20 protein-coding genes and 2 tRNA genes are annotated in these 22,844 nt (G+C 67.4%); 7 read left to right on the forward strand and 15 right to left on the reverse strand.

What is annotated here, in order from left to right; translation table 11 throughout:
• Positions 1 to 1,176: 1,176 nt before the first annotated feature.
• The 5 genes from mobA to clpX form a co-directional block, all read right to left on the reverse strand.
• A complete protein-coding gene (mobA, locus tag A5704_RS23865; protein ID WP_067891406.1) occupies positions 1,177 to 1,782 on the reverse strand; it encodes a molybdenum cofactor guanylyltransferase in 606 nt (201 codons plus the stop codon).
• A 1-nt stretch (position 1,783) separates the two neighbouring features.
• Positions 1,784 to 2,875 (reverse strand): 2-oxoacid:ferredoxin oxidoreductase subunit beta, encoded by a 1,092-nt coding sequence (locus tag A5704_RS23870; RefSeq protein ID WP_067749518.1) that lies wholly within the window; start codon positions 2,873 to 2,875, stop codon positions 1,784 to 1,786.
• Positions 2,872 to 4,851, reverse strand: a complete 1,980-nt coding sequence (locus A5704_RS23875) for a 2-oxoacid:acceptor oxidoreductase subunit alpha (protein ID WP_156669927.1) — start codon at positions 4,849 to 4,851, stop codon at positions 2,872 to 2,874. The genes A5704_RS23870 and A5704_RS23875 overlap by 4 nt, the downstream gene beginning before the upstream one ends.
• Before the next feature lie 230 nt (positions 4,852 to 5,081).
• The gene (locus A5704_RS23880) at positions 5,082 to 6,335 is read right to left on the reverse strand and encodes an MFS transporter (RefSeq protein WP_067891409.1); all 1,254 of its coding nucleotides are present in this window, start codon (positions 6,333 to 6,335) and stop codon (positions 5,082 to 5,084) included.
• Positions 6,336 to 6,378: 43 nt separating this feature from the next.
• Positions 6,379 to 7,659, reverse strand: coding sequence for an ATP-dependent Clp protease ATP-binding subunit ClpX (gene clpX / locus A5704_RS23885; protein WP_055400128.1), 1,281 nt, complete (start codon positions 7,657 to 7,659; stop codon positions 6,379 to 6,381).
• A 321-nt stretch (positions 7,660 to 7,980) separates the two neighbouring features.
• Here clpX and mmuM point away from each other — a divergent pair, with 321 nt between their 5' ends.
• Positions 7,981 to 8,886, forward strand: a complete 906-nt coding sequence (gene mmuM, locus A5704_RS23890) for a homocysteine S-methyltransferase (RefSeq protein WP_197498929.1) — start codon at positions 7,981 to 7,983, stop codon at positions 8,884 to 8,886.
• A 21-nt stretch (positions 8,887 to 8,907) separates the two neighbouring features.
• Here mmuM and clpP2 read toward each other — a convergent pair whose 3' ends face one another.
• The 4 genes from clpP2 to A5704_RS23910 form a co-directional block, all read right to left on the reverse strand.
• The gene (gene clpP2 / locus A5704_RS23895; protein WP_067275408.1) at positions 8,908 to 9,549 is read right to left on the reverse strand and encodes an ATP-dependent CLP protease proteolytic subunit ClpP2; all 642 of its coding nucleotides are present in this window, start codon (positions 9,547 to 9,549) and stop codon (positions 8,908 to 8,910) included.
• Positions 9,546 to 10,136, reverse strand: coding sequence for an ATP-dependent CLP protease proteolytic subunit ClpP1 (gene clpP1 / locus A5704_RS23900; RefSeq protein WP_067749511.1), 591 nt, complete (start codon positions 10,134 to 10,136; stop codon positions 9,546 to 9,548). The genes clpP2 and clpP1 overlap by 4 nt, the downstream gene beginning before the upstream one ends.
• 128 nt (positions 10,137 to 10,264) lie before the next feature.
• A complete protein-coding gene (gene tig / locus A5704_RS23905) occupies positions 10,265 to 11,671 on the reverse strand; it encodes a trigger factor (protein WP_067891412.1) in 1,407 nt (468 codons plus the stop codon).
• Positions 11,672 to 11,735: 64 nt separating this feature from the next.
• Positions 11,736 to 11,812 (reverse strand) — tRNA-Pro (locus A5704_RS23910).
• Positions 11,813 to 11,960: 148 nt separating this feature from the next.
• Between A5704_RS23910 and A5704_RS23915 the strand changes: the two genes are divergently transcribed.
• Positions 11,961 to 12,031 (forward strand) — tRNA-Gly (locus tag A5704_RS23915).
• A 33-nt stretch (positions 12,032 to 12,064) separates the two neighbouring features.
• On the forward strand, positions 12,065 to 13,255 hold the full coding sequence (locus A5704_RS23920; RefSeq protein ID WP_067891414.1) for a serine hydrolase domain-containing protein: 1,191 nt from the start codon (positions 12,065 to 12,067) through the stop codon (positions 13,253 to 13,255).
• 429 nt (positions 13,256 to 13,684) lie between these two features.
• On the opposite strand, the gene A5704_RS23925 is transcribed toward A5704_RS23920, so the two are convergent.
• From A5704_RS23925 to A5704_RS23935, 3 genes are all read right to left on the reverse strand, one after another.
• Positions 13,685 to 14,485, reverse strand: a complete 801-nt coding sequence (locus A5704_RS23925) for an Fpg/Nei family DNA glycosylase (RefSeq protein ID WP_067891416.1) — start codon at positions 14,483 to 14,485, stop codon at positions 13,685 to 13,687.
• 3 nt (positions 14,486 to 14,488) lie between these two features.
• The gene (locus A5704_RS23930; RefSeq protein WP_067891434.1) at positions 14,489 to 14,968 is read right to left on the reverse strand and encodes a ribose-5-phosphate isomerase; all 480 of its coding nucleotides are present in this window, start codon (positions 14,966 to 14,968) and stop codon (positions 14,489 to 14,491) included.
• A 191-nt stretch (positions 14,969 to 15,159) separates the two neighbouring features.
• A complete protein-coding gene (locus A5704_RS23935; protein ID WP_067891419.1) occupies positions 15,160 to 15,783 on the reverse strand; it encodes a DsbA family protein in 624 nt (207 codons plus the stop codon).
• A gap of 105 nt (positions 15,784 to 15,888) precedes the next feature.
• Here A5704_RS23935 and pepN point away from each other — a divergent pair, with 105 nt between their 5' ends.
• The gene (gene pepN / locus A5704_RS23940; RefSeq protein ID WP_067891422.1) at positions 15,889 to 18,465 is read left to right on the forward strand and encodes an aminopeptidase N; all 2,577 of its coding nucleotides are present in this window, start codon (positions 15,889 to 15,891) and stop codon (positions 18,463 to 18,465) included.
• A gap of 95 nt (positions 18,466 to 18,560) precedes the next feature.
• Here the strand turns inward: pepN and A5704_RS23945 are convergent, their stop codons facing one another.
• From A5704_RS23945 to A5704_RS23955, 3 genes are all read right to left on the reverse strand, one after another.
• Entirely contained in the window at positions 18,561 to 19,028 is a 468-nt protein-coding gene (locus A5704_RS23945) for a DUF5130 domain-containing protein (protein WP_067749500.1), read from the reverse strand.
• Positions 19,015 to 19,242, reverse strand: a complete 228-nt coding sequence (locus A5704_RS23950; RefSeq protein WP_067780943.1) for a hypothetical protein — start codon at positions 19,240 to 19,242, stop codon at positions 19,015 to 19,017. The genes A5704_RS23945 and A5704_RS23950 overlap by 14 nt, the downstream gene beginning before the upstream one ends.
• 64 nt (positions 19,243 to 19,306) lie before the next feature.
• A complete protein-coding gene (locus A5704_RS23955) occupies positions 19,307 to 19,954 on the reverse strand; it encodes an HNH endonuclease (protein WP_067891425.1) in 648 nt (215 codons plus the stop codon).
• A gap of 142 nt (positions 19,955 to 20,096) precedes the next feature.
• On the opposite strand from A5704_RS23955, the gene A5704_RS23960 reads away from it, so the two are divergent.
• The 3 genes from A5704_RS23960 (at position 20,097) to A5704_RS23970 (ending at position 22,824) form a co-directional block, all read left to right on the forward strand.
• Entirely contained in the window at positions 20,097 to 20,492 is a 396-nt protein-coding gene (locus A5704_RS23960) for a globin (protein WP_067749526.1), read from the forward strand.
• On the forward strand, positions 20,492 to 22,084 hold the full coding sequence (locus A5704_RS23965; protein WP_156675597.1) for a glycoside hydrolase family 13 protein: 1,593 nt from the start codon (positions 20,492 to 20,494) through the stop codon (positions 22,082 to 22,084). Before A5704_RS23960 ends, A5704_RS23965 begins: the two co-directional genes overlap by 1 nt.
• A gap of 128 nt (positions 22,085 to 22,212) precedes the next feature.
• Positions 22,213 to 22,824: a DUF5134 domain-containing protein gene (locus A5704_RS23970; RefSeq protein WP_067891437.1), complete on the forward strand. Its 612-nt coding sequence runs from the start codon at positions 22,213 to 22,215 to the stop codon at positions 22,822 to 22,824.
• Positions 22,825 to 22,844 lie beyond the last annotated feature (20 nt).

The following is a 22,844-nucleotide window of genomic DNA, read 5'->3' on the forward strand; positions in this document are numbered from 1 at the left end:
AGAGCTGCTTTCCGCTTAAACAATTGCTGGGCGATGTGCCGGGTGATGGTATTTGCCATTTTGTGATCTGTTGGGGTCGAAGCCCGTCGGCTCCGCGGTGGCGGTCGCCGAAGGGATGGTCACGAGGGTGCCCGTGACCGCGGCAAGAACGAGCGTCTTACGGACGTTCTTCAATATCTTTCCTTTCGCGGTGCGCGCGCGCCAAAGCAAGCCCACGGGGGTGGGCTGACGGTTTTTGGTTGGTGCGGAAACCTGCTTCGGAACGTGCCGGCTTGTCCTGGCACGACAGCGGTGGGCTCGATTCGCCCGGCGGAGTGTTACCGCCGGCCACGGACGCGACTTCGCCGTCCGCGGCCCCGCTCACACGCGGGTCCGTGATTCTGTTTTCAGTTACTGTTCCGTAACCCGTTGCGGGCTAACAGGGACCGTACGAGAACCAGCCGCGTTCGTCATCTTCGGAAACCGGACATCTCGTTTCGGTAACGGGGTGATCACGGCGCAATCCCGAGGTCATTTCGGCAGGTCAGCAAAGCGATTCCGGCGAGTACCCCGCAATCGCAAATGCTTTCAAATCGTGAGCCGAATCACGCCCATTTTGTGAACTGGCGCACGTATTTGCGCCGGTGGGTACGGACCGTCGCAGCCGTGACGAGCTCGCCCCGCGGAGCGAAGCAGCGCACATTACAACGGGTTACGTGCAATACGTCACACATTGCGCACCACCGACGGATGAATTGCGTTGTGCTGCGGTCTAACTTGCGTCGCTCCAATAGCGCGCACGGCACGTCCGCCGTGCCCACTCACGCGCCCCGCGAGAAACCTTGATTCCGTTCTCCCGCAAATGTTTTCGACACCTCTCGGACGCGCCTCGAAACAGACGGTGTTCGCGTGATCGTCATGGCCGGACGGCACCAAGCCGTCGCCCGGTTCAGCCGGCCAATTTGCTCACGGCGTACGGCCTGTCGATCCCGCGGGAAATGCGCAACTGCAACCGCAGCCGACGAGCGGGATCGCTGGATGGCGAAACCTGCGGCACCCCAACAGATCACAAAATGGCAAATACCATCACCCGGCACATCGCCCAGCAATTGTTTAAGCGGAAAGCAGCTCTTCTCATGCCGAATTCACTCACGAATTCTCGCCCGGTTATGCGCACCCGCTCCGGTGCGTTGCGGGTCAGCTGCGGGACTGCGCGAGGGCGCGTAGCTCGGCGTCGGTGTTGACGTTGGTCAGCGACCGCGACTCCGAGGTCACGATGCGCTGGGCGTCCGACGCATCCACCAGGGCGCGCATCTTGCGCTCGCCGGCGGCCACCAACGCGTCCACGCGGTCGGCCAGGTCGGTCCGGTACACCGCGGCAAGGTAGTGGTCCTGGCCGTCCCACGGCAGCACCACTTCCGCGCCGGTCTCCACCGCCCGACGGGCGAGATCGTCGATGAGTTCGACTGCCAGGAACGGCATGTCGACCGCGCAGACGAACGCGAGCCGCGCCCCGGCGTCGGCCGCCGCGCGCAGCGCCCGCCCCGTCGGCGGCAGCGGCCCCAGCCCACGCAGTTCGTCGCGCATCACCCGAGCCTGCAGTTCGGGGAGCGGCTGCCCCTGGGCGGCCATGACGAGCACCGGGTCGCAACGCTGTTGGAGGACGCCGACGACGTGCTCGACCATCGTGGTCGAGCCGGATCCAGCGGATGGCGGGATCGGGAGGTTGGCCTTGTCGCGGCCCATGCGTTGCGAGGCGCCGCCGGCCAGGACAACCCCGGCCAGGGAGATTGTTTCGCTCACGTCAGTCGACGGTCCAGGTGTCGCGGCCACGCAGCAATGATTGCAGAGCGGCGTCGTCGAACGGCTTCGAGGCCCGCGCGGCCTGCACCTGGGAGCGCGCCGCGTCGTCGTACGTGGGCCGGCTGACGTCCCGGAAGATGCCGAGCACAGTGTGATCGAGATTCTGATCGGACAGCCGGGACAGCGCGAACGCGTAGGCCGAGTCGTCGGTGTGCGCGTCGTGCACCATTATTTCGTCGACGGACACGTCGGCGGTCTTGGCGAACTCGAGGCCGAAGCCGGACTTCACCACGCAGTACTCGCCGTCGGCACCGAAGGTGATCGGCTCGCCGTGGCGGATGTTGATCACCCGCTCCTCGGCGCCTTCCTTGCGGAGCACGTCGAACGATCCGTCGTTGAAAATCGGGCAGTCCTGCAGGATTTCGACCACGGCGGCGCCGCGGTGCTCCGCGGCCGCGCGCAACACCTCGGTGAGCCCGTTGCGGTCGGAGTCCAGGGCGCGGCCGACGAACGTCGCCTCGGCACCCAGCGCAAGCGACACGGGGTTGAACGGGTGGTCCAGCGACCCCATGGGGGTCGACTTGGTGACCTTGCCGACCTCCGACGTGGGCGAGTACTGGCCCTTGGTCAACCCGTAGATCCTGTTGTTGAACAACAGGATCGTGATGTTGACGTTGCGGCGCAGCGCGTGGATCAGGTGGTTGCCACCGATCGACAGCGCGTCGCCGTCACCGGTGACCACCCACACCGACAGGTCCTCTCGGGCCAGGGCCAGACCGGTGGCGATCGCCGGTGCGCGGCCGTGGATGGAGTGGAAGCCGTAGGTCTCCAGGTAGTACGGGAAGCGGCTCGAGCAGCCGATGCCGCTGACGAACACGATGTTCTCGCGGCGCAGCCCGAGCTCGGGCAGGAAGTTGCGAATGGTGTTGAGGATGACGTAGTCACCGCAGCCGGGGCACCAGCGGACCTCTTGATCACTGGTGAAGTCCTTGCCCTTCTGCGGCTGGTCCGTGGTGGGCACGCCGTCGTTCTTCTTCAACCTCGGCGTCAGCCCGAGGTCGGTGCCCGCCAGATTTCCCATCAGGTCGGTCATTCGCTAGCTCCCGCTCCCACCGTTGCCGCCGCCATTCGGGCGACCATCGTCTTGTCTTGCTCGATTTCGGCCAGCGTGCCGCCGATCGCGGCGCGGATGACACGCCCGATCTCGTCCGCCAGGAACGCGACACCCTGAACCTTGCTGACCGATTGCACGTCGACCAGGTACTTGCCGCGCAGCAACAGCGCCAGCTGGCCGAGGTTCATCTCCGGGCACACCACCATCGGGTAGCGCCGCAGCACCTCGCCCAGGTTCGCCGGGAACGGGTTCAGGTAGCGCAGGTGCGCGTGTGCCACCTTGACGCCCTTGCGCCGTGCGCGCCGGCAGGCTTCACCGATCGGGCCGTACGAGCTGCCCCAGCCGATCAGCAGCAACTCGGCGTCCCCGGTCGGGTCGTCGACGTCGAGATCGGGAACCGTGATGCCGTCAATCTTGGCCTGCCGCAACCGAACCATCAGGTCGTGGTTGACCGGCTCGTAGGAGATGGCGCCCGAACCGTTCGCCGCTTCCAGGCCACCGATGCGGTGTTCCAGGCCGGGGGTTCCCGGGACGGCGAATTGGCGAGCGAGCGTCTCCGGGTCGCGGTTGTACGGCTGGAAGGGCTCGTCCGGCTTGGCGAAGGTGTGCTTGATCGGCTGCAGCGTGCCGACGTCCGGAATCCGCCATGGCTCCGAGCCATTGGCGATCGCGCCGTCAGACAACAGGATCACCGGCGTGTGGTATGAGACCGCGATCCGCACGGCCTCGATCGCGGTTTCGAAGCAGTCGGACGGCGAGCGCGGCGCCAGTACGGCTACCGGCGACTCCCCGTTGCGGCCGTACAACGCCTGCAGCAGGTCGGCCTGCTCGGTCTTGGTGGGCAGGCCCGTCGAGGGGCCGCCGCGCTGAACGTCGATGACCAGCAACGGCAATTCGGTCATCACCGCAAGGCCCAGCGCTTCGGACTTCAGCGAAATGCCGGGGCCGGACGTGCTCGTGACCCCGAGGGCACCGCCATACGAGGCGCCGATCGCGGCGCAGATGCCGCCGATCTCGTCCTCGGCCTGGAAGGTGATCACGTTGAAGTTCTTGTGCTTGGACAGTTCGTGCAGGATGTCCGACGCCGGCGTGATCGGGTAACTGCCGAGCACCACCTGAATGCCGGCCAATTGACCCGCGGCGACGATCCCGTAGGCCATCGCGGTGTTGCCCGAGATCTGCCGGTATTCGCCGGACGGCAGCGTCGCCCGCGAAACCTCGTAGGTGGTGCCGAACGCCTCGGTCGTCTCGCCGTAGTTCCAGCCCGCCTTGAGGGCCAACACGTTGGCTTCCGCGATGTCGGGCTTGCGGGCGAACTTCTCCCGGATGAACTTCTCGCTGGTCTCGATCGGGCGGCCGTACATCCACGACAGCAGGCCGAGGGCGAACATGTTCTTGGCGCGCTGGCCGTCCTTCTTCGACGCGCCGATCGCCTCCACGGCGCCGAGCGTCAGGGTGGTCATGGCGACGGAATGCACGACGTAGTCGGACAACTCGTCGGACTCGAGCGGATTCGTTACGTAACCCACCTTGGTCAGGTTGCGCTTGGTGAACTCGTCGGAGTTCGCGATCACCATGCCGCCGCGGGGCAGATCGCCGAGGTTGGCCTTGAGCGCCGCCGGGTTCATCGCGACGAGCACGTCCGGGCGGTCACCGGCGGTCAGGATGTCGTAGTCGGCAATCTGGATCTGGAAGGAGGAGACCCCGGGCAGGGTCCCTGCGGGGGCACGGATTTCGGCGGGGTAGTTGGGCTGGGTCGCCAGGTCGTTACCGAAAAGCGCTGCCTCGGACGTGAACCGGTCGCCGGTGAGCTGCATGCCGTCGCCGGAGTCCCCGGCGAAGCGAATGACGACTTGTTCCAGGCGCTGACGGTCGGATCCGTTCCGGCGAGCGGCCCCTCCCCGGGACGACTCGTTGTGAGAATCAGACCCGGCTCCGCTGCCGTTCGGATCCACGTATCCGCCTTCCATTCGTTACCGGATAGGCACTTCGCTGGAGTTTTAGGTTACGCGCCAAAAGAGTGGCGTCCCGCGCCCTCAAGCTGTGTGTCACTGCAAGTACCAATTATGGCACTTCTCTAAGGGGTGTATGAGCGTCTCTGGTGCATTACAGATGAATGCTTCAGTGTAAAAAGCCGAAGTCAGGGCGGGAATGGTATGCCTCAGGTCAAAAACTGTGTTATTGGTCACGTCGGCGGGGCGCCGACACCGAGTTCCCTTGGCGCCGTTTCCGGCATCGCGACCAGGTACAAAATCAGGCCCGCCGCCGCGAGCGTTCCCAGGAAGGCGAAGGCGGCGTTGTAGCCGGCGGCCACCACGATCCAGCCCGCGACGAGGTTCGACACCGAGGCGCCGATCCCGGTCGCGGCGGTCACCGCGCCCAGGCTGACGTTGAACCGGCCGCTGCCGTGCGTGACGTCCTGGACTACGAGGGGAAACAGCGCCCCGAACACGCCGGCCCCGACGCCGTCCAGCAGTTGCACCCCGACCAACCAGTACGGGTTTGGCGACAGGGTGTAGAGGAATCCACGCGCGGCCAGGACCGCGAAACCGGTCAGGAAGATCGGCTTGCGTCCCCACGAATCGGCCTTGGCCCCGGCCAGATAGGCCACCGGCACCATGACCACCTGCGCGGCGACGATGCAGCCGGCCATCAGCGCCGTGCCGACGTCCCTGTTGTGCAGCGCCAGCAGCTGGCCTACCAGCGGCAGCATCGCCGCATTGGCGAAGTGGAAGGCGACGACGGTCGCGGCGAAGATCATCAGCCTGCGGTTGTGCAGCAATGCCGCCATCCGGGACGGCGTCTCGTGCGGGGCTCCCCGCACGTGGTCCATGCCCCGGGCGACGTCGTGGTCGATCGCGTCACCCGGAATCCTCAGCGCGGCAAGCACACTGGTGGCCGCCATGACCGCAAGCACCCAGAACACCACCACCGGCCCGAAAAAGTAGGCCAGACCGCCGGTGATGGCGGCGGCCGACGCGTTGCCCGCGTGGTTGAACGACTCGTTGCGCCCGATCCGGCGGGAGAAGAACCGGGGCCCCACGACGCCCAGCGTGATGGCGGCCAGCGCCGGGGCGAAGACCGAGCCGGCGATGCCGGTCACGGCTTGCAGCACCGAGATGGAGTACCGGCCGGGAAACAACGGCATGGCCAACGAACCGGCGGTGACGGTCAACGCGCCGCCGATGATCAGCGCCCGCTTGGCGGTGCTCCGGTCCACCAACGCGCCGGCCGGTGCCTGCGCGACGATCGCCCCGATCCCCCCGACCGCCATGACGAAGCCGATCGACGCCTGGTCCCAATGGTGAGCCAGCAGCAGATAAATCGAGAGATAGGGACCCAGCCCGTCACGCACGTCGGCGAGCAGGAAGTTGAGCAGGTCCAGCGCACGAGTAAGCCGGCGCGGTACGGGGCTGTCGGTCTCAGCGGCGGCCGGCATGGGGATCTAGTACCCAAATGCGCGGCCGGTCGACCGCAAGGCGTTAGGCGCTCTTGTCGCGGCGCTCGGTGCGTGACGGCTTGCGCGGCACGATCGTCGGCAGCACGTTGTCCTGCACGGTCTCCTTGGTCACCACGACCTTGGCGACGTCGTCGCGGCTCGGGATGTCATACATCACCGGCAGCAGGACCTCTTCCATGATGGCCCGCAGGCCGCGGGCGCCGGTGCCGCGGTGGATGGCCTGATCGGCGATCGCCTCCAGCGCGTCGTCGGTGAACTCAAGCTCGACGCCGTCCATCTCGAACAGCCGGGTGTACTGCTTGACCAGAGCGTTCTTCGGTTCGGACAGGATCTTGACCAGCGATTCGCGGTCCAGGTTGGTCACCGAGGCAACCACCGGCAACCGCCCGATGAACTCTGGGATCAGGCCGAACTTGATCAAGTCTTCGGGCATGACCTCGGCGAAGTGGTCGGTGGTGTCGATCTCCGCCTTCGAGCGCACCTCGGCGCCGAAGCCCAGGCCGCGCTTGCCGACGCGTTCGTAGATGATCTTCTCCAGGCCGGCGAACGCCCCAGCGACGATGAACAGCACGTTGGTCGTGTCGATCTGGATGAACTCCTGGTGCGGGTGCTTGCGGCCGCCCTGCGGGGGCACCGACGCCTGCGTGCCCTCCAGGATCTTCAGCAGCGCCTGCTGCACGCCCTCACCGGAGACGTCGCGGGTGATCGACGGGTTCTCGCTCTTGCGGGCGATCTTGTCCACCTCGTCGATGTAGATGATGCCGGTTTCGGCCCGCTTGACGTCGTAGTCGGCGGCCTGAATGAGTTTGAGCAGAATGTTTTCCACGTCCTCACCGACGTATCCGGCTTCGGTCAGCGCGGTGGCGTCGGCGATGGCGAACGGCACATTGAGCATCTTGGCGAGCGTCTGGGCCAGGTAGGTCTTGCCGCAGCCGGTGGGGCCGAGCATCAGGATGTTGGACTTGGTCAGCTCGACCGGCTCGTGCCGGGAGTCACGACCCTTCTCCCCCGCCTGGATCCGCTTGTAGTGGTTGTAGACGGCGACGGCCAGCGTCCGCTTGGCGGTGTCCTGCCCAATGACATAGCCCTCCAAGAACTCCCGGATTTCGACGGGCTTGGGCAGTTCGTCGAGTTTGACGTCGTCGGCGTCGGCGAGCTCCTCTTCGATGATCTCGTTGCAGAGGTCGATGCACTCATCGCAGATGTACACACCGGGACCAGCAATGAGCTTCTTGACCTGCTTTTGGCTCTTCCCGCAGAACGAGCACTTCAGCAGGTCACCGCCGTCTCCGATGCGCGCCATGGTGCTGAGGGCCTACTTCCTTTTCGCCGTTCGTCTAGCTGTGCCGCATGTATCCCCCGACGCTACCCGCTAGATCGGGCCCGACGCGACCATTAGGGCCGAATCGCGTCGGTGGTATTCATGCGTGTTCGTCTTGATGAAACATATAGCCAGACGGCGCCCGTCACTCGCGAAAGACGCGCTTTGCGTGTCTTTGGCGTGTCGCGGTCGTTACCCGACCGAGGCTGGTGCGCCGACCGATTCCCACTTCCGCTGGAGATGCCGGCCCCGGCGAAGCCCGGGCAGATCCCCAAGAAATCACCCTACAGTGGCCGGGTGGGATTGGCTCTGATCAGCGGATCGGTAGTGATCAGCGATGGTGGCTTGGCCACGGAGCTGCAGGCGCGCGGTCACGACCTCTCCGACGCATTGTGGTCGGCGAGGTTGTTGGCGGACGATCCCCGCGAGATCGTCGCCGTGCACGCCGGCTATTACCGGGCCGGCGCCGCGATCGCGACGACGGCGAGCTATCAGGCGTCGTTCGAGGGCTTCGCGTCCCGCGGGATCGACCGGGACGAGGCCGCCGAGCTGCTGCGCCGCAGCGTCGACCTGGCGAAGACCGCCCGTGACGAGGTGGGCGCCGGCGGGCTGCTCGTCGCCGCCTCGGTCGGGCCGTACGGCGCGACGCTGGCCGACGGATCGGAATACCGGGGGCGCTACGGGCTGTCGGTGGCGGCTTTGCGGCGATGGCACCGGCCCCGGCTGGAAGTGCTGGCCGACTCGGGCGCCGACCTGTTGGCGTGCGAGACCGTGCCCGACGTCGACGAGGCCGAGGCACTGGTCGACCTGGTCGCCTCGGTCGGCGCGCCGTCCTGGCTGAGCTACACCATCGATGGCACCAGGACCCGGGCCGGCCAACCGCTGGCGGAGGCGTTCGCGGTCGCCGCCGGGGTGCCGGAGATCGTCGCGGTCGGTGTCAACTGCTGTGCACCCGCGGACGTCCTGCCCGCGATCGAGATCGCCACGGCGGCGGCCGCCAAGCCGGTGATCGTCTACCCGAACAGCGGCGAGCGTTGGGACGGACGGGGCTGGGCGGGGCCGCGGACCTTCTCCGCGGCGCTCGCCACGCAATGGCTTGCGGCCGGGACGAGCATCATCGGTGGCTGCTGCCGGGTCGGGCCGGCCGACATCGCCGAGGTTCGCCGAGCGTGCTCTGAGGGCGGTAAATCGGCTGAAATCTCGCCATGAGAGCACGTTCGCCGAGGAGACTTAGGCGGTCTGCGCGGAGAGCTTCCGGTACTCCAGCACGGTGTCGATGATCCCGTAGTCCTTGGCCTCTTCGGCGGTCAGGATCTTGTCGCGGTCGGTGTCCTTGCGGACCGTCGCGGCGTCCTTGCCGGTGTGGCGGGCCAGCGTGGTCTCCATCAGCGTGCGCATCCGCTCGATCTCGGCGGCCTGGATCTCCAGGTCGGAGAACTGGCCCTGGATCACACCCTGAAGCGACGGCTGGTGGATCAACACCCGAGCGTTGGGCAGCGCCATCCGCTTGCCGGGAGTCCCCGCGGCCAGCAGCACCGCCGCGGCCGAGGCGGCCTGGCCCAGGCACACCGTCTGAATGTCGGCGCGCACGTACTGCATGGTGTCGTAGATCGCCATCAGCGAGGTGAAGCCCCCGCCGGGCGAGTTGATGTACATCGTGATGTCGCGGTCGGGGTCCAGCGACTCCAACACGAGCAGCTGCGCCATGATGTCGTTCGCCGAAGCGTCGTCGACCTGGACGCCGAGGAAGATGATGCGCTCCTCGAACAGCTTGTTGTACGGGTTGGACTCCTTGACGCCGAAGCTCGAGTGCTCGATGAACGACGGCAGGATGTAGCGCGCCTGCGGCTGGATGGGGTGCTGGGTGCTCACTGGGCTTCTCCGTTGGTGATGTGGCTGGCGCGGGTGATGATGTGGTCGACGAACCCGTATTCGAGGGCCTCCTGGGCGGTGAACCATCGGTCGCGGTCGGAATCGGCCTCGATGCGTTCGATCGTCTGCCCGGTGAATTCGGCGTTCAGCCGGAACATTTCCTTCTTGATGACGTGGAACTGCTCGGCCTGGATGGCGATGTCGGCCGCGCTGCCCGTCACCCCGCCCAGGGGCTGGTGCATCAGGATGCGCGCGTGCGGAAGCGCGTAGCGCTTGCCCTTGGTGCCGGCCGCGAGGAGGAACTCGCCCATCGAGGCCGCCATGCCCATCGCATAGGTGGCGATGTCGCAGGGAGCCAGCACCATGGTGTCGTAGATCGCCATGCCGGCGCTGATCGATCCGCCCGGCGAGTTGATGTACAGCGAGATGTCTTTGTCGGCGTCCTCGGCGGCGAGCAACAGGATCTGCGCGCACAGCCGGTTGGCGACCTCGTCGTTCACCTCCGAACCCAGGAAGATGATGCGCTCGGAGAGCAAGCGCTCATAGACCGAGTCCGTGAGGTTGAGCCCCTGCGAGGGCGAACGCATGTCAGACACGACTGGGTTACCTGCTTTCTCGAGTTCTTCTATTCACCGACACTAACCAACCGGGCCCACTGTTTCGCGCCCACGCTCCCCCTCAATCGGGCGCTTTCGCTCACAGCGTCAAGACCCGGTCACTCCGCCTCGTCGTCGGAGCCTTCGGTTTCCAACGCCTCGTCGGCGTCCTCGGCCTCCTCCGCCTCGCCGGCCGGCTCCTCCGAACGCTTCCCGAAGAACTCGTCGGTGTCGATGGTGTCGCCCTTGGTGTCGGTGACCGTCGCCGCGCGCACCACTTCGGCGATGGCCAGCCCGCGGCGCACGTCGGCGAACATCGCCGGCAGCTGGTTGTTCTCCTGCAGGTAGCCCAGCAACTGCTGCGGCTCGATGCCGTACTGCCGAGACGTCGCCACCAACCGCTCGGTCAGGTCGTCCTGGCCCACCTGCACCTCGAGCTCGTCGGCCAGCGCGTCCAGCAGAAGCTGCCTGCGGACGTCGGTCTCCGCCGCGGTGCGCGTCTCGCTCTCGAACTCTTCGCGCGTCTTGCCCTGGCCCGCGAGCGCCTCGTCCAGCCTGGCATCGTCGTGGTCGAGGCCGTGCAACGCGCCGTGAATCGTGCTGTCGTATTGCGCCTGCACGATCGCCTCGGGAAGCGGCACGTCGACCTGCTCGAGGAGCGTGTCCAGAGCGGCGTTGCGGATCTCGTCGGCCTGCTGGGCGCGCTTCACCCGTGCGACCTGGTCGCGCAGGTTGGAACGCAGCTCCTCGATGGTGTCGAACTCGCTCGCCAATTGGGCGAACTCGTCGTCGGGCTCGGGGAGCTCGCGCTGCTTGATCGACTTGACGGTGACCGTCACCTGGGCGTCCTGCCCGGCGTGCTCGCCGGCCGCCAGCTGCGCGGTGAACTCCCGGGACTCGTCCACCGAGAGACCGATCAGCGCGTCGTCGAGACCCGCGATCAGCCGGCCCGAACCCACCTCGTGGGACAGGCCCTCGGCGGACGCCCCCGGCACCTCTTCGCCGTCGATGGTGGCCGACAGGTCGATCGAGACGAAATCGCCGTCGGCGACGGGCCGGTCGACCCCGGTCAGGGTGCCGAAGCGGGCGCGCAGCGACTCCAATTCGGCGTCGACGTCGTCGTCACTGACCTCGACCGGATCCACCGAGATGGTCAGCGCGCTCAGGTCGGGAAGCTCGATCTTCGGGCGGACGTCGACCTCGGCGGTGAACGCCAGCTCCTGGCCGTACTCCTTCTTGGTGACCTCGATCTCGGGCTGGCCGAGGGGCTGCACTTCCGATTCCACGACGGCTTGCCCGTACCGCGCGGGCAACGCCTCGTTGACGACCTGGTCGAGCAGCGCCTCGCGGCCGAACCGGGCCTCCAGCAACTTCGCCGGCGCCTTGCCGGGGCGGAAGCCGGGCAGGCGCACCTGCTTGGCCAGCTCCCGGTAGGCGCGCTGGAAGTCGGGCTCGAGTTCGGCGAACGGCACCTCCACGTTGATGCGGACCCGGGTGGGGCTCAGCTGCTCGACGGTGCTCTTCACGGGGGCGCTCCTCGGTGGTCGTTCCTGGCGTTCGGTGGCCGTGTGCATGCGGCAGTGGTCGTGCTGGTCGGGGTGACAGGATTTGAACCTGCGGCCTTCCGCTCCCAAAGCGGATGCGCTACCAAGCTGCGCTACACCCCGCGCTGACCTCGATGATCCTAAGGCCCCGTAGGGCCGGGTTGGCCACAGGCTTCGCGACGACGTCGCAGACCCTCACGGAGCGATCACAAGACCGCGTCGATTAGATTTGATCTTCGTCGACAGCTACAGTCACGCTCGACTAACACATGCGGGCGTAGCTCAATGGTAGAGCCCTAGTCTTCCAAACTAGCTACGCGGGTTCGATTCCCGTCGCCCGCTCTGGATTAAGGATCTGCTCCTAAGAAAGGCGCCATGAGCGACCTCGAAACGGCCGCGGCAATCCAGGGGTCATGCGCGCCGGAATTCGTTGGAGTGCGCAACGCGTTCGAGCGGAATTTCACAGTCGGTGATGAAGTCGGCGCGGCCGTCGCCGTGTGGGTCGACGGCACGCTCGTCGTCAATCTGTGGGGCGGCTGGGCCGACGCCGCCCACACGCGACCCTGGCGGCAGGACACCCTGACCACGGTGTTGTCCGGCACCAAGGGCCTGTCGGCCACCTGCGTCCACCAGCTGGCCGACCGCGGCGAACTGGACCTGCAGGCCCCGGTGGCCCACTACTGGCCCGAGTTCGGGCAGGCGGGCAAACAGGACATCACGCTGGCGATGGTGATGAGCCATCGCTCGGGCGTGATCGGCCCCCGCACCCGCCTGCGCTGGGAGGACGTCGCCGACTGGGACTTCGTCTGCGCACAGCTGGCCGCCGCCGAACCGTATTGGGAGCCCGGCACCGCCCAGGGCTACCACATGACAACCTTCGGCTTCATCCTCGGCGAGGTCTTCCGGCGGGTCACCGGACGCACGATCGGCCAATACCTGCGTACCGAGATCGCCGAACCGTTCGGCGCCGACGTCCATATCGGGTTGTCGCTGGCCGAACAACGGCGCTGCGCCGAACGCGTCAACAAGCCGCACGCCCGCGACCTGCTGGCCGATGCGCAGGCGCCCGGCTACCCGACGAGCCTCACCGAGCACCCCAAGGCCGCCCTCTCGATCTCGATGGGTTTCGCTCCCGACGACGAGCTCGGCTCCCACGACCTGCGGCTGTGGCGCGAACTCGAGTTTCCCGGTACCAACGGGCAAGTCTCGGCCCTGGGCTTGGCGACGTTCTACAACGTGCTGGCGCAGGAGAAGGTGCTCAGCCGTGAGCACATGGACCTGGTGCGGGAATGTCAGGGCGGGCTGGACACCGATCTGGTGCTGGGGCCGCGGGTGGCCGACCACGGGTGGGGGCTGGGATACATGCTCAATCAACGGTGCGTCAACGGGCCCAACCCCCGGATCTTCGGCCACGGCGGGCTGGGCGGCTCCTTCGGTTTCGTCGACCTGGAACACCGGATCGGCTACGCGTACGTGATGAACCGCTTCGACGCCACCAAGGCCAACGCTGACCCGCGCAGCCTCGCCTTAAGCAACGAGGTCTACGCGGCGCTCGGGGTCGTCTAACGCTTGTGAAAACGCGCCCCGCCGGTTCGGCAGGGCGCGTTCGTCGTTGCGCGGATCAGGGGTGCCAGCCGGGCGGCCCGGGCGGCCCGGGTGGGCCCCATGGCCCAGGAGGCGGTGGCGGACCCGGATGTCCCCACCCCGGAGGTCCCGGTGGCCCCCCGCGCCAGTCGTGGCAGCTGTTCCAGTCCCAGTTGTTGCCCCAGCCCGGATCCCAAAACTCACCCGGGCACCACTGCGGGAAGGGTCCGGGATGCGCTGCCGCTTCAGTAGCGACGCCCAAGCCCGCCAGCCCCAACCCGCCAATCGCGAGAGCCGTTGCGGCCAAACGAGGAATTGTTTTCATAACCTAACCAATACCCCGGTGGCCGCCACCCCTAAACAGTGAACGCGAACGTTTCTTGGTGCGAAATTCCCGCCGTTGCGGCCGCGTCACTTCTGGCAGGTCGGGCACCAGAACACGTTGCGGCCTTCCAAGACGGCCGTACGGATCGAATCCGCGCAGACGCGGCAGGCCTCGCCGGCGCGGCGGTACACGTATGTCCTGGGCCGCCCGGCCCGATACGACGGCGGCCCGTGGTCGTGCTCGGGCCGCACGACCACGATCTTCCCGCGGCGTAAGCCGACCTTCATCAGCGCGACCAGATCGGTCCATGCCGCGTCGAATTCTTCTTCGCCGACGTCTCGGCCGGGGCGGAACGGATCGATGTGGTGGCGGTAGAGCAGCTCGTTGCGGTAGACGTTGCCCACGCCCGCGACGATGGTCTGATCCATCAACAACGCGCCGATAGGCCTGCGGGACTTCGTAATTCGATTCCAAGCCCAGGACGGGTCGGCGTCGTTGCGCAACGGGTCGGGGCCGAGCTTGGCGAGCACGTCGGACACCTGGCCCTCGTCGATCACCTCGCAGACGGTCGGTCCGCGCAAGTCGGTGCCGTAGTCCGCGCCGACCATGCGCATCCGCACCTGCCCGACCGGTTCCGGGAGGACCCTCCCCTCGCGTGGCCATTCGGTGAAGGCGCCGTAAAGGCCGAGATGGACGTGCACGATCGGCCCCCCGTCGTAGTGGTGGAAGAGGTGTTTGCCCCAGACACTGGTGCGGCGCAGCACGCGGCCGTCCACCACGGCCGAGTCGACGAAACGGCCCTGCGGGCTCGACACCGCCACGGGCGCGCCACCGAATCGGCGCTGGTGCAGCCGGGCCAGCCGGTGCAGGGTATGCCCTTCGGGCATGGCTTACGCCGGCGCGCCGGGCACGGGCGGCGCCTGGTGGGTGCGCTCGTATTCGGCGAGAATGTCGATACGCCGTTGGTGGCGTTCGGCTTTCGACCATTGCGCGCTCAGGAAGGCGTCCACGATGGCCAACGCCTCCTCGACGGTGTGCATGCGCCCGCCGATGCCGATCAACTGGGCGTTGTTGTGTTCGCGGGCCAGCGTCGCCGTCTCGACGCTCCACGCCAGCGCGCAGCGAGCCCCGGGCACCTTGTTGGCCGCGATCTGTTCGCCGTTACCCGACCCGCCCAGCACGATGCCCAGGCTGTCCGGGTCGGCCACCGTTCGGGTCGCCGCGGCGATGCAGAACGCCGGGTAGTCGTCCTCGGCGTCATAGGTGAAGGCGCCGCAATCGATCGGCTCGTGCCCGGCCCCTTCGAGGTGGGCGATGATGTGCTGCTTGAGCTCGAATCCGGCGTGGTCAGAGCCGAGGTAGACGCGCATGCCCGCCATCCTTACACAGCCGTGCGCCGCGGCGATCGCAAGCGCGACGAAGCCGGGCGCGGCGGGTCGCCGCCATCCAGTCAGCGGCGATCGCAAGCGCGACGAAGCCGGGCGCGGCGGGTCGCCGCCATCCAGTCAGCGGCGATCGCAAGCGCGGCGAAGCCGGGCGCGGCGGGTCGCCGCCCGACGACCTAGTCGAATTCGGGCTTCTCGGTGCGGGTCCGCTTGAGTTCGAAGAAGTGCGGGTAGGACGCGAAGGTCACCGACGCGTCCCACAGCTTGCCGGCCTCCTCGCCGCGCGGGATCTTCGAGAGCACCGGGCCGAAGAACGCCACACCGTTGACGTGAATGGTCGGCGTGCCGACGTCGTCACCGACCGCGTCCATGCCGGCGTGGTGGCTCTTGCGCAGGGCGTCGTCGTAGGCGTCGCTGGTGGCGGCCTCGGCGAGTTCCGCCGGCAGGCCGGCGTCGGCCAGCGACAGCTTGATGACCTCTTCGAGGTTCTTGTTGTCCTCGTTGTGAATCCGGGTGCCCATCGCCGTGTACAGCGGGTCCAGGACTCCGGCCCCGTGGGCCTGCTCGGCGGCGATCGCCACCCGCACCGGACCCCAGGCGTGCTTCATCATCTCGCGGTACTTGTCAGGCAGCCCTTCGCGGTTCTCGTTGAGAATCGCGAGGCTCATGACGTGGAAGTGCACGTCGATGTTGCGAACCTTCTCCACCTCGAGGATCCAGCGCGACGTGATCCAGCACCACGGGCACAGCGGATCGAACCAGAAATCGGCTTGGTCTTTCCCGGCAGCGTTGTCAGGCATAGCGCAATCCTCTCGTCGGTCAACACACCGTCCAGCACAACCGTAGGCGCCCCGCCCCTGTTCCCGCAGTGCCCGAGATGAGGCCGGGGGACGTAAGTTGGACGCGTGGCCCTTCCTAATCTGACTCGGGACCAGGCCGTCGAGCGCGCCGCCCTGATCACCGTCGACAGCTACCGGATCGACCTTGACGTGACCGACGGCAACGGCGCACCCGGCGACCGCACGTTCCGATCCATTACCACGGTGGTGTTCGACGCGCTGCCCGGCGCCGACACCTATATCGACCTCGCGGCCGAGACGGTGCGCGCCGCCACTCTCAACGGCCACGAGCTCGACGTGTCGGGATACGACGAATCGACGGGCATCCCGTTGCTCGGCCTGCAGAAGCGCAATGTCCTGGAGGTCGACGCGGACTGCCGCTACTCCAATACCGGCGAGGGCCTGCACCGCTTCGTCGACCCGGTCGACGACGAAACGTACCTGTACTCGCAGTTCGAGACCGCCGATGCCAAGCGGATGTTCGCGTGCTTCGACCAGCCCGACCTGAAGGCCACGTTCGAACTGCGGGTGACCGCGCCCTCACACTGGAAGGTGATCTCCAACGGCGCGACGGTGTCTGTGGAGGACGGCACGCACACCTTCGCCACCACCCCGCGGATGAGCACCTACCTGGTGGCCTTGATCGCCGGCCCGTACGCCGAATGGAACGACACCTACACCGACGAACACGGGGAGATCCCGCTGGGCATCTTCTGCCGGGAGTCCCTGGCGCGCCACATGGACGCCGAGCGGCTCTTTACCCAGACCAAACAGGGATTTAGCTTCTACCACAAGAACTTTGGGCTACCGTACGCGTTCGGCAAATACGACCAGCTCTTCGTTCCCGAATTCAACGCCGGCGCAATGGAAAACGCGGGCGCGGTGACCTTCCTGGAGGACTACGTCTTTCGCAGCAAGGTCACCCGGGCCTCCTACGAGCGGCGCGCCGAGACGGTGCTGCACGAGATGGCGCACATGTGGTTCGGGGACCTGGTCACCATGACCTGGTGGGACGACCTGTGGCTCAACGAGTCGTTCGCGACGTTCGCGTCGGTGCTCTGCCAGGCGGAGGCCACCGAATTCACCGAGGCCTGGACGACTTTCGCGACCGTCGAGAAGTCGTGGGCGTATCGCCAGGACCAGTTGCCGTCGACGCATCCGATCGCCGCCGACATCCCCGACCTGGCCGCGGTCGAGGTGAACTTCGACGGCATCACCTATGCCAAGGGCGCCTCCGTGCTCAAGCAGCTCGTCGCCTACGTCGGGCTGGAGCATTTCCTGGCGGGGTTGCGCGACTATTTCCGTAGCCACGCGTTCGGCAACGCGACCTTCGACGACCTGGTCGCCGCGCTCGAGAAGGCGTCGGGCCGCGACCTGTCCGACTGGGGCCAGCAGTGGTTGAAGACGACCGGCCTGAACACGCTGCGGCCGGATTTCGACGTCGACGCCGACGGCAGGTTCTCCCGGTTCGCGGTGACCCAGAGTGGCGCCGCCCCGGGGGCCGGCGAGACGCGGGTGCACCGGCTGGCGATCGGGATCTACGACGACGACGGGGCCGGCAAGCTGGTGCGCGTGCGGCGGGAAGAGCTCGACGTCGAAGATGCCGTCACGGAAGTGCCTGCGCTGGTTGGCGTTTCACGCGGTCAGCTGGTCCTGGTCAACGATGACGATCTGACGTATTGCTCGCTGCGGCTGGACGGCGAGTCGCTGCAGACCGCGCTGGCGCGGATCGCCGACATCGCCGAGCCGCTGCCGCGTTCGCTGGTGTGGTCGGCGGCGTGGGAGATGACGCGCGAGGCCGAACTGCGCGCCCGCGACTTCGTGGCCCTGGTTTCGGGTGGCGTGCACGCCGAAACCGAGGTGGGGGTGGCGCAGCGGCTGCTGCTGCAGGCCCAGACGGCGCTGGCCTCCTACGCCGAGCCGGCCTGGGCACACGAACACGGGTGGCCGCAGTTCGCCGACCGGCTGCTGGAGCTGGCCCGCGCCGCCGAGCCCGGCTCGGATCATCAGCTCGCGTTCGTCAACACCCTGTGCTCGTCGGTGCTGTCGACCCGGCACGTCGTGACGCTGGCGGACCTGCTCGACCACGACCCGGCGGATCTCGGATTGGCCGGCCTCGAGATCGACACCGACCTGCGGTGGCGCATCGTCACCGCGCTCGCCAGCGCCGGCGAGATCGACGCCGACGGGCCCGCGACGCCCTTCATCGACGCGGAGGTGCAGCGCGACCCCACCGCCGCCGGCAAGCGCCACGGCGCCCAGGCGGCGACGGCGCGACCGCAACCTGAGGTCAAGGAGCAGGCCTGGACGACGGTGATCGAGGACGACACCCTGGCCAACATCACGGCCCGCGCCATCATCGCGGGCTTCGCCCCATCGGGTCAGCAGGATCTGCTCGCACCGTTCACGGATCGCTACTTCGCGGCGATCCCGGGCGTGTGGGCGCGGCGGTCCAGCGAAGTCGCGCAAACGGTGGTGATCGGCCTGTACCCGCACTGGAACATCAGCGAGGCCGGCATCGCGGCCGCCGACAAGTTCCTGTCCGACCCGGAGGTGCCGCCCGCGTTGCGGCGGCTGGTCCTCGAAGGCCAGGCCGGTGTGAAGCGGGCCCTGCGGGCGCGCACGTTCGACGCGGCGGACTAGACCGGATGGTGGCGACCCGCCACGCCCGGCTACGCCGCGCTCGCGATCGCCACTAGACCAAACGGTGGCGACCCGCCACGCCCGGCTACGCCGCGCTAGGCCGGGGAGATCCCCGCGCTCATGACGCGGATCGCGCTGACCAGGCCGTCGACCAGGTCACCGCGCTGGAACGCCGAGGTCGCGGCGGCGACCCCCAGCGGCGCCGACGACTCGGCGCCGCGGCCGCGGACCTGCGAGCCGTAGACGACCTCGATGACCTTCTGGTCGGGCGAGACCGCCAGCAGCACGGCGTCGTCCGGCGTGGGCACCTTGGCCAGGATCTCGCGCGCGCGGGCGGCGGTGTCGTTGCCCAGGTCGCCGAGGTAGATGGCGAACCGAGCCTTCGACGCCCGCGAGCCGAACTTAAGGGCGTCATCGATGGCGACGAGGTCCTTGGTCGGGAAGGGGAAATGAACCGACAGCTCGCCCGGCTCGGTCACCCCGGAAAGGCGCCCGCTGGTGGTGATCACCCAGCCGTTGGGCAGCTCGTCGGGCTCGATCGTCGCTAACTCACCACGTGCCACTGGCGCCACCTCCGACTGCGAATTCATGTCCGCCGTGCCCGCCGTGAGCGTGGCCGACGTCTTCGTCCGTGGCCGCCCACAAAATCGGCGGGTGGGTCCACTTCTCCCCCAGCTTGTAGGTCGCCGGGTGCGGTCCCTTGCGAGACCAGATCAGCAGCGCCAGGACGACCACCAGCAGCAACGGTATCCCGATGAAGTACAGGTGAATCTGCAAAAGGCTCACGACGAAAACCGTATCTCACGCGGTGATTCGTCGGCACACTCGGACACGAGATTGGTCAGGCCGCGCCTTCGCCGAGGTAACGCGCCCAGGCCGGATCGAGCTCCTTGACCGTCGAGAGCAGCCGCCAGTGCTGCCCCGTCGGCGGCAGCGGCGTACGGCGCAGCACCCAGCCGAGTTCGGTCAGCAGCTTGTCGCCCTTGCGGTGGTTGCACGTCGAGCAGCACGCGACGCAGTTCTCCCAGGAGTGGTCGCCACCGCGGCTGCGGGGCACCACGTGATCGACCGTGTCGGCCTTGGCCCCGCAGTAGGCGCAGGAGAACCGGTCGCGGTGCATCAGCGCGGCGCGGGTCATCGGGACCCGGGCGCGGTAGGGGACGCGCACATAGGACCGCAGCTGGATCACCGAGGGCACCAGGATCGAGCTGGTGGCCGAGTGGATCACCGGCCCCGCCGGGTCGTGGTGGACCACGTCGGCCTTGCCGCAGATCACCATCACGATGGCCCGGCGCATCGGCAGGGCGGTCAGCGGCTCGTAGGTGGAATTCAGCAGCAGCACGCGCCGGCGGCTCCACACGGATGCGGTGTCTTGGCGGGTGGGGGGATGGGTATCGACGCTATGCAGGCACGACGCGGATGGGGGCCCGGTTAACCCTGCCGCGGCACCGGAACTGCGGTGGCTGCGGCGTCTTTTGCCCTGCGCCATAGATCCTCCGCCGATAGTCCACCATGATTCGCCGCCAATCGCACCCCTATTGCAGGTGAACGGCATGTCGCGCGGGTGAACACCGGGCACACCGTCTGCCCGGTGCGGCCCGGCGCCACCGCGATGGACCACAATGGAGGCGATGGATTCCGAGCCCCAGTCCTTCTATGACGCCGTCGGCGGTGCCCCCACGTTCAACGCGATCGTGTCCCGGTTCTACGCCCAGGTCGCCGAGGACGAGATCCTGCGCCAGATCTACCCCGAAGACGACCTGGCGGGCGCCGAGGAGCGGCTGCGGATGTTCCTCGAGCAGTACTGGGGCGGTCCCCGCACCTACTCCGACCAGCGGGGCCATCCCCGGTTGCGCATGCGCCACGTCCCGTTCCGGATCACTCCCATCGAGCGCGACGCCTGGCTGCGCTGCATGCACATCGCCGTCGGGTCGATCGACTCGGAGACCCTCGACGACGAGCACCGGCGCCAGTTGCTCGATTACCTTGAAATGGCTGCCCACTCGCTGGTCAACGCGGCGTTGTGATGTCGGCCCACGACAATGAGCGGGGTGGAATGAGAGCCAAGCCGTGGTGGTCAGACGCGGTGTTCTATCAGGTGTATCCGCGGTCGTTCGCCGACAGTGACGGCGACGGCGTCGGCGACCTGGACGGTCTGACGGCTCGGCTGGAACACCTGGAACGGCTCGGCGTCGACGCGATCTGGCTCAACCCTGTCACCGTGTCGCCGATGGCCGACCATGGCTACGACGTCGCGGATCCGCGCGACATCGACCCGTTGTTCGGCGGGATGGCGGCGTTCGAGCGGCTGGTGGCGGCGGCACACGAGCGGGGCATCAAGATCACCATGGACGTGGTGCCCAACCACAGCAGTTCGGCGCATCCGTGGTTTCAGGCTGCGCTGGCTGCCGGTCCGGGCACCGACGCCCGTGACCGCTACTTTTTTCGCGACGGGCGCGGCTCCGACGGCGAACTGCCGCCGAACAACTGGACGTCGGTGTTCGGCGGGCCGGCCTGGACGCGGGTGATCGAACCGGACGGCAATCCGGGCCAGTGGTACCTGCACCTGTTCGACGCCGAGCAGCCGGACCTGAACTGGGAACACCCGGACATCTTCGACGACTTCGAGAAGACGCTGCGGTTCTGGCTGGAACGCGGCGTCGACGGATTCCGCATCGACGTCGCGCACGGAATGGCCAAGCCGGCCGACCTGCCCGACGCGCGGGACGACATCAAGGTCCTGCACCACAGCGATGACGACCCGCGCTTCAACCACCCGAGCGTGCACGAAATCCACCGCGGGATCCGATCGATCGTCGATGACTACCCGGGGGCGGTGACCATCGGCGAGGTCTGGGTCATGGACAACGTCCGGTGGGCCGAATACCTGCGACCGGACGAGCTTCATCTCGGCTTCAACTTCCGGTTGACCAAGATCGACTTCGACGCGACCCAAATCCATGACGCCATCCAGAACTCGTTGGCGGCCACCGCGATCGAGAACGCCACACCGACGTGGACGCTGTCCAACCACGACGTCGGCCGCGAGGTCACCCGGTACGGCGACGGTGAGCTCGGGTTGCGCCGGGCGCGCGCCATGGCGATGGTGATGCTGGCGCTGCCGGGCGCGGTGTTCGTCTACAACGGCGAGGAGCTGGGGCTCCCCGACGTGACGCTGCCCGACGAAGTGCTCCAAGACCCGACGTGGGAACGCTCCGGGCACACCGAGCGCGGCCGCGACAAGTGCCGGGTCCCGATCCCGTGGTCGGGCGACGCGCCGCCATTCGGCTTCTCCTCGTCGCCAGCCACCTGGTTGCCGATGCCCCGGGAGTGGGCGGCGCTGACCGTCGAAAAGCAGACCGCCGACCCGAAATCGACCTTCTCGTTCTTCCAGCACATCATCAAATCGCGCAAGGAGCGCACCGAATTCGACGGCGACGGGCTCGAGTGGCTGGACGCACCGCGTGATGCGCTGATCTTCCGCCGCGGCGGCGGTGCGGTGTGCGCGCTGAACGCCGGCCGCCGACCCATCCCGCTGCCACCGGGAGAACTCATCGTGACCAGCGCACCGCTGATCGACGGCAAACTCCCGCCCGACACCGCGGCCTGGCTGGCCTGAGCGACCAAAGGCGCGGCGGAGCAGTAGCTTTCGTATAACGTTCCGGGGTGTCGCTTGCAAGGGGCATACCCGGTGGGGGTACTGTCGTGCCATGGCCGAGATCGAGCCCACCGGTGAAAGGCGCGTCGGTGGATAACACGTTGCGGTGGGTGGTGACGGCGCTCTTCGCCGTCAGCTTTGTTGCGTATGCGTATTTCCTTGTCGCCCAACGCCGATGCTGGACGGGCGTCGTCAGCCAGCTGCTACACCTCGCGATGTCGGCCGCGATGATCCTGATGGCCTGGGGCGTGGGAATGACCCTTCCGACCTTCGCGGCGGCGATGTGCTTTCTGCTCGGCGGTGCCTGGTTCGTCGGCGTCGCCGGTCACGCGCCGTGGGCCGTCGATGGCCGGCTGACGAACTACTACTACGCCGTGATGATGGTGGCGATGGCCTGGATGTACGGGGCGATGAACGGCAGCCTGCCGGGAGGGCCCGCGCACTCGGGCGGCGCGGCGATGGACATGTCCGCACAGTCGGGCGCGCCCGCGATGCGGCACGAAACCCCCGATTGGGTCGGCGCGGTGAACTGGACCGCGGCACTGGGGTTCGCCGGCGTGGCGATTTACTGGGCGTATCGCTGGATGGCCCGGCGCTGGACGGACCTGATGCCGCGCGCCGTTCGACTAACCCACGCGCAAATCGTGACTCAGACCGTCACCGCCGCAGGCACGGCGCTGATGTTCGCCGACATCGTGTGAGCGGGCCGGTCGACCGGTTC

Origin of the sequence: Mycobacterium sp. E735 (assembly GCF_001666955.1) — a bacterium.
Classification (GTDB): domain Bacteria; phylum Actinomycetota; class Actinomycetes; order Mycobacteriales; family Mycobacteriaceae; genus Mycobacterium.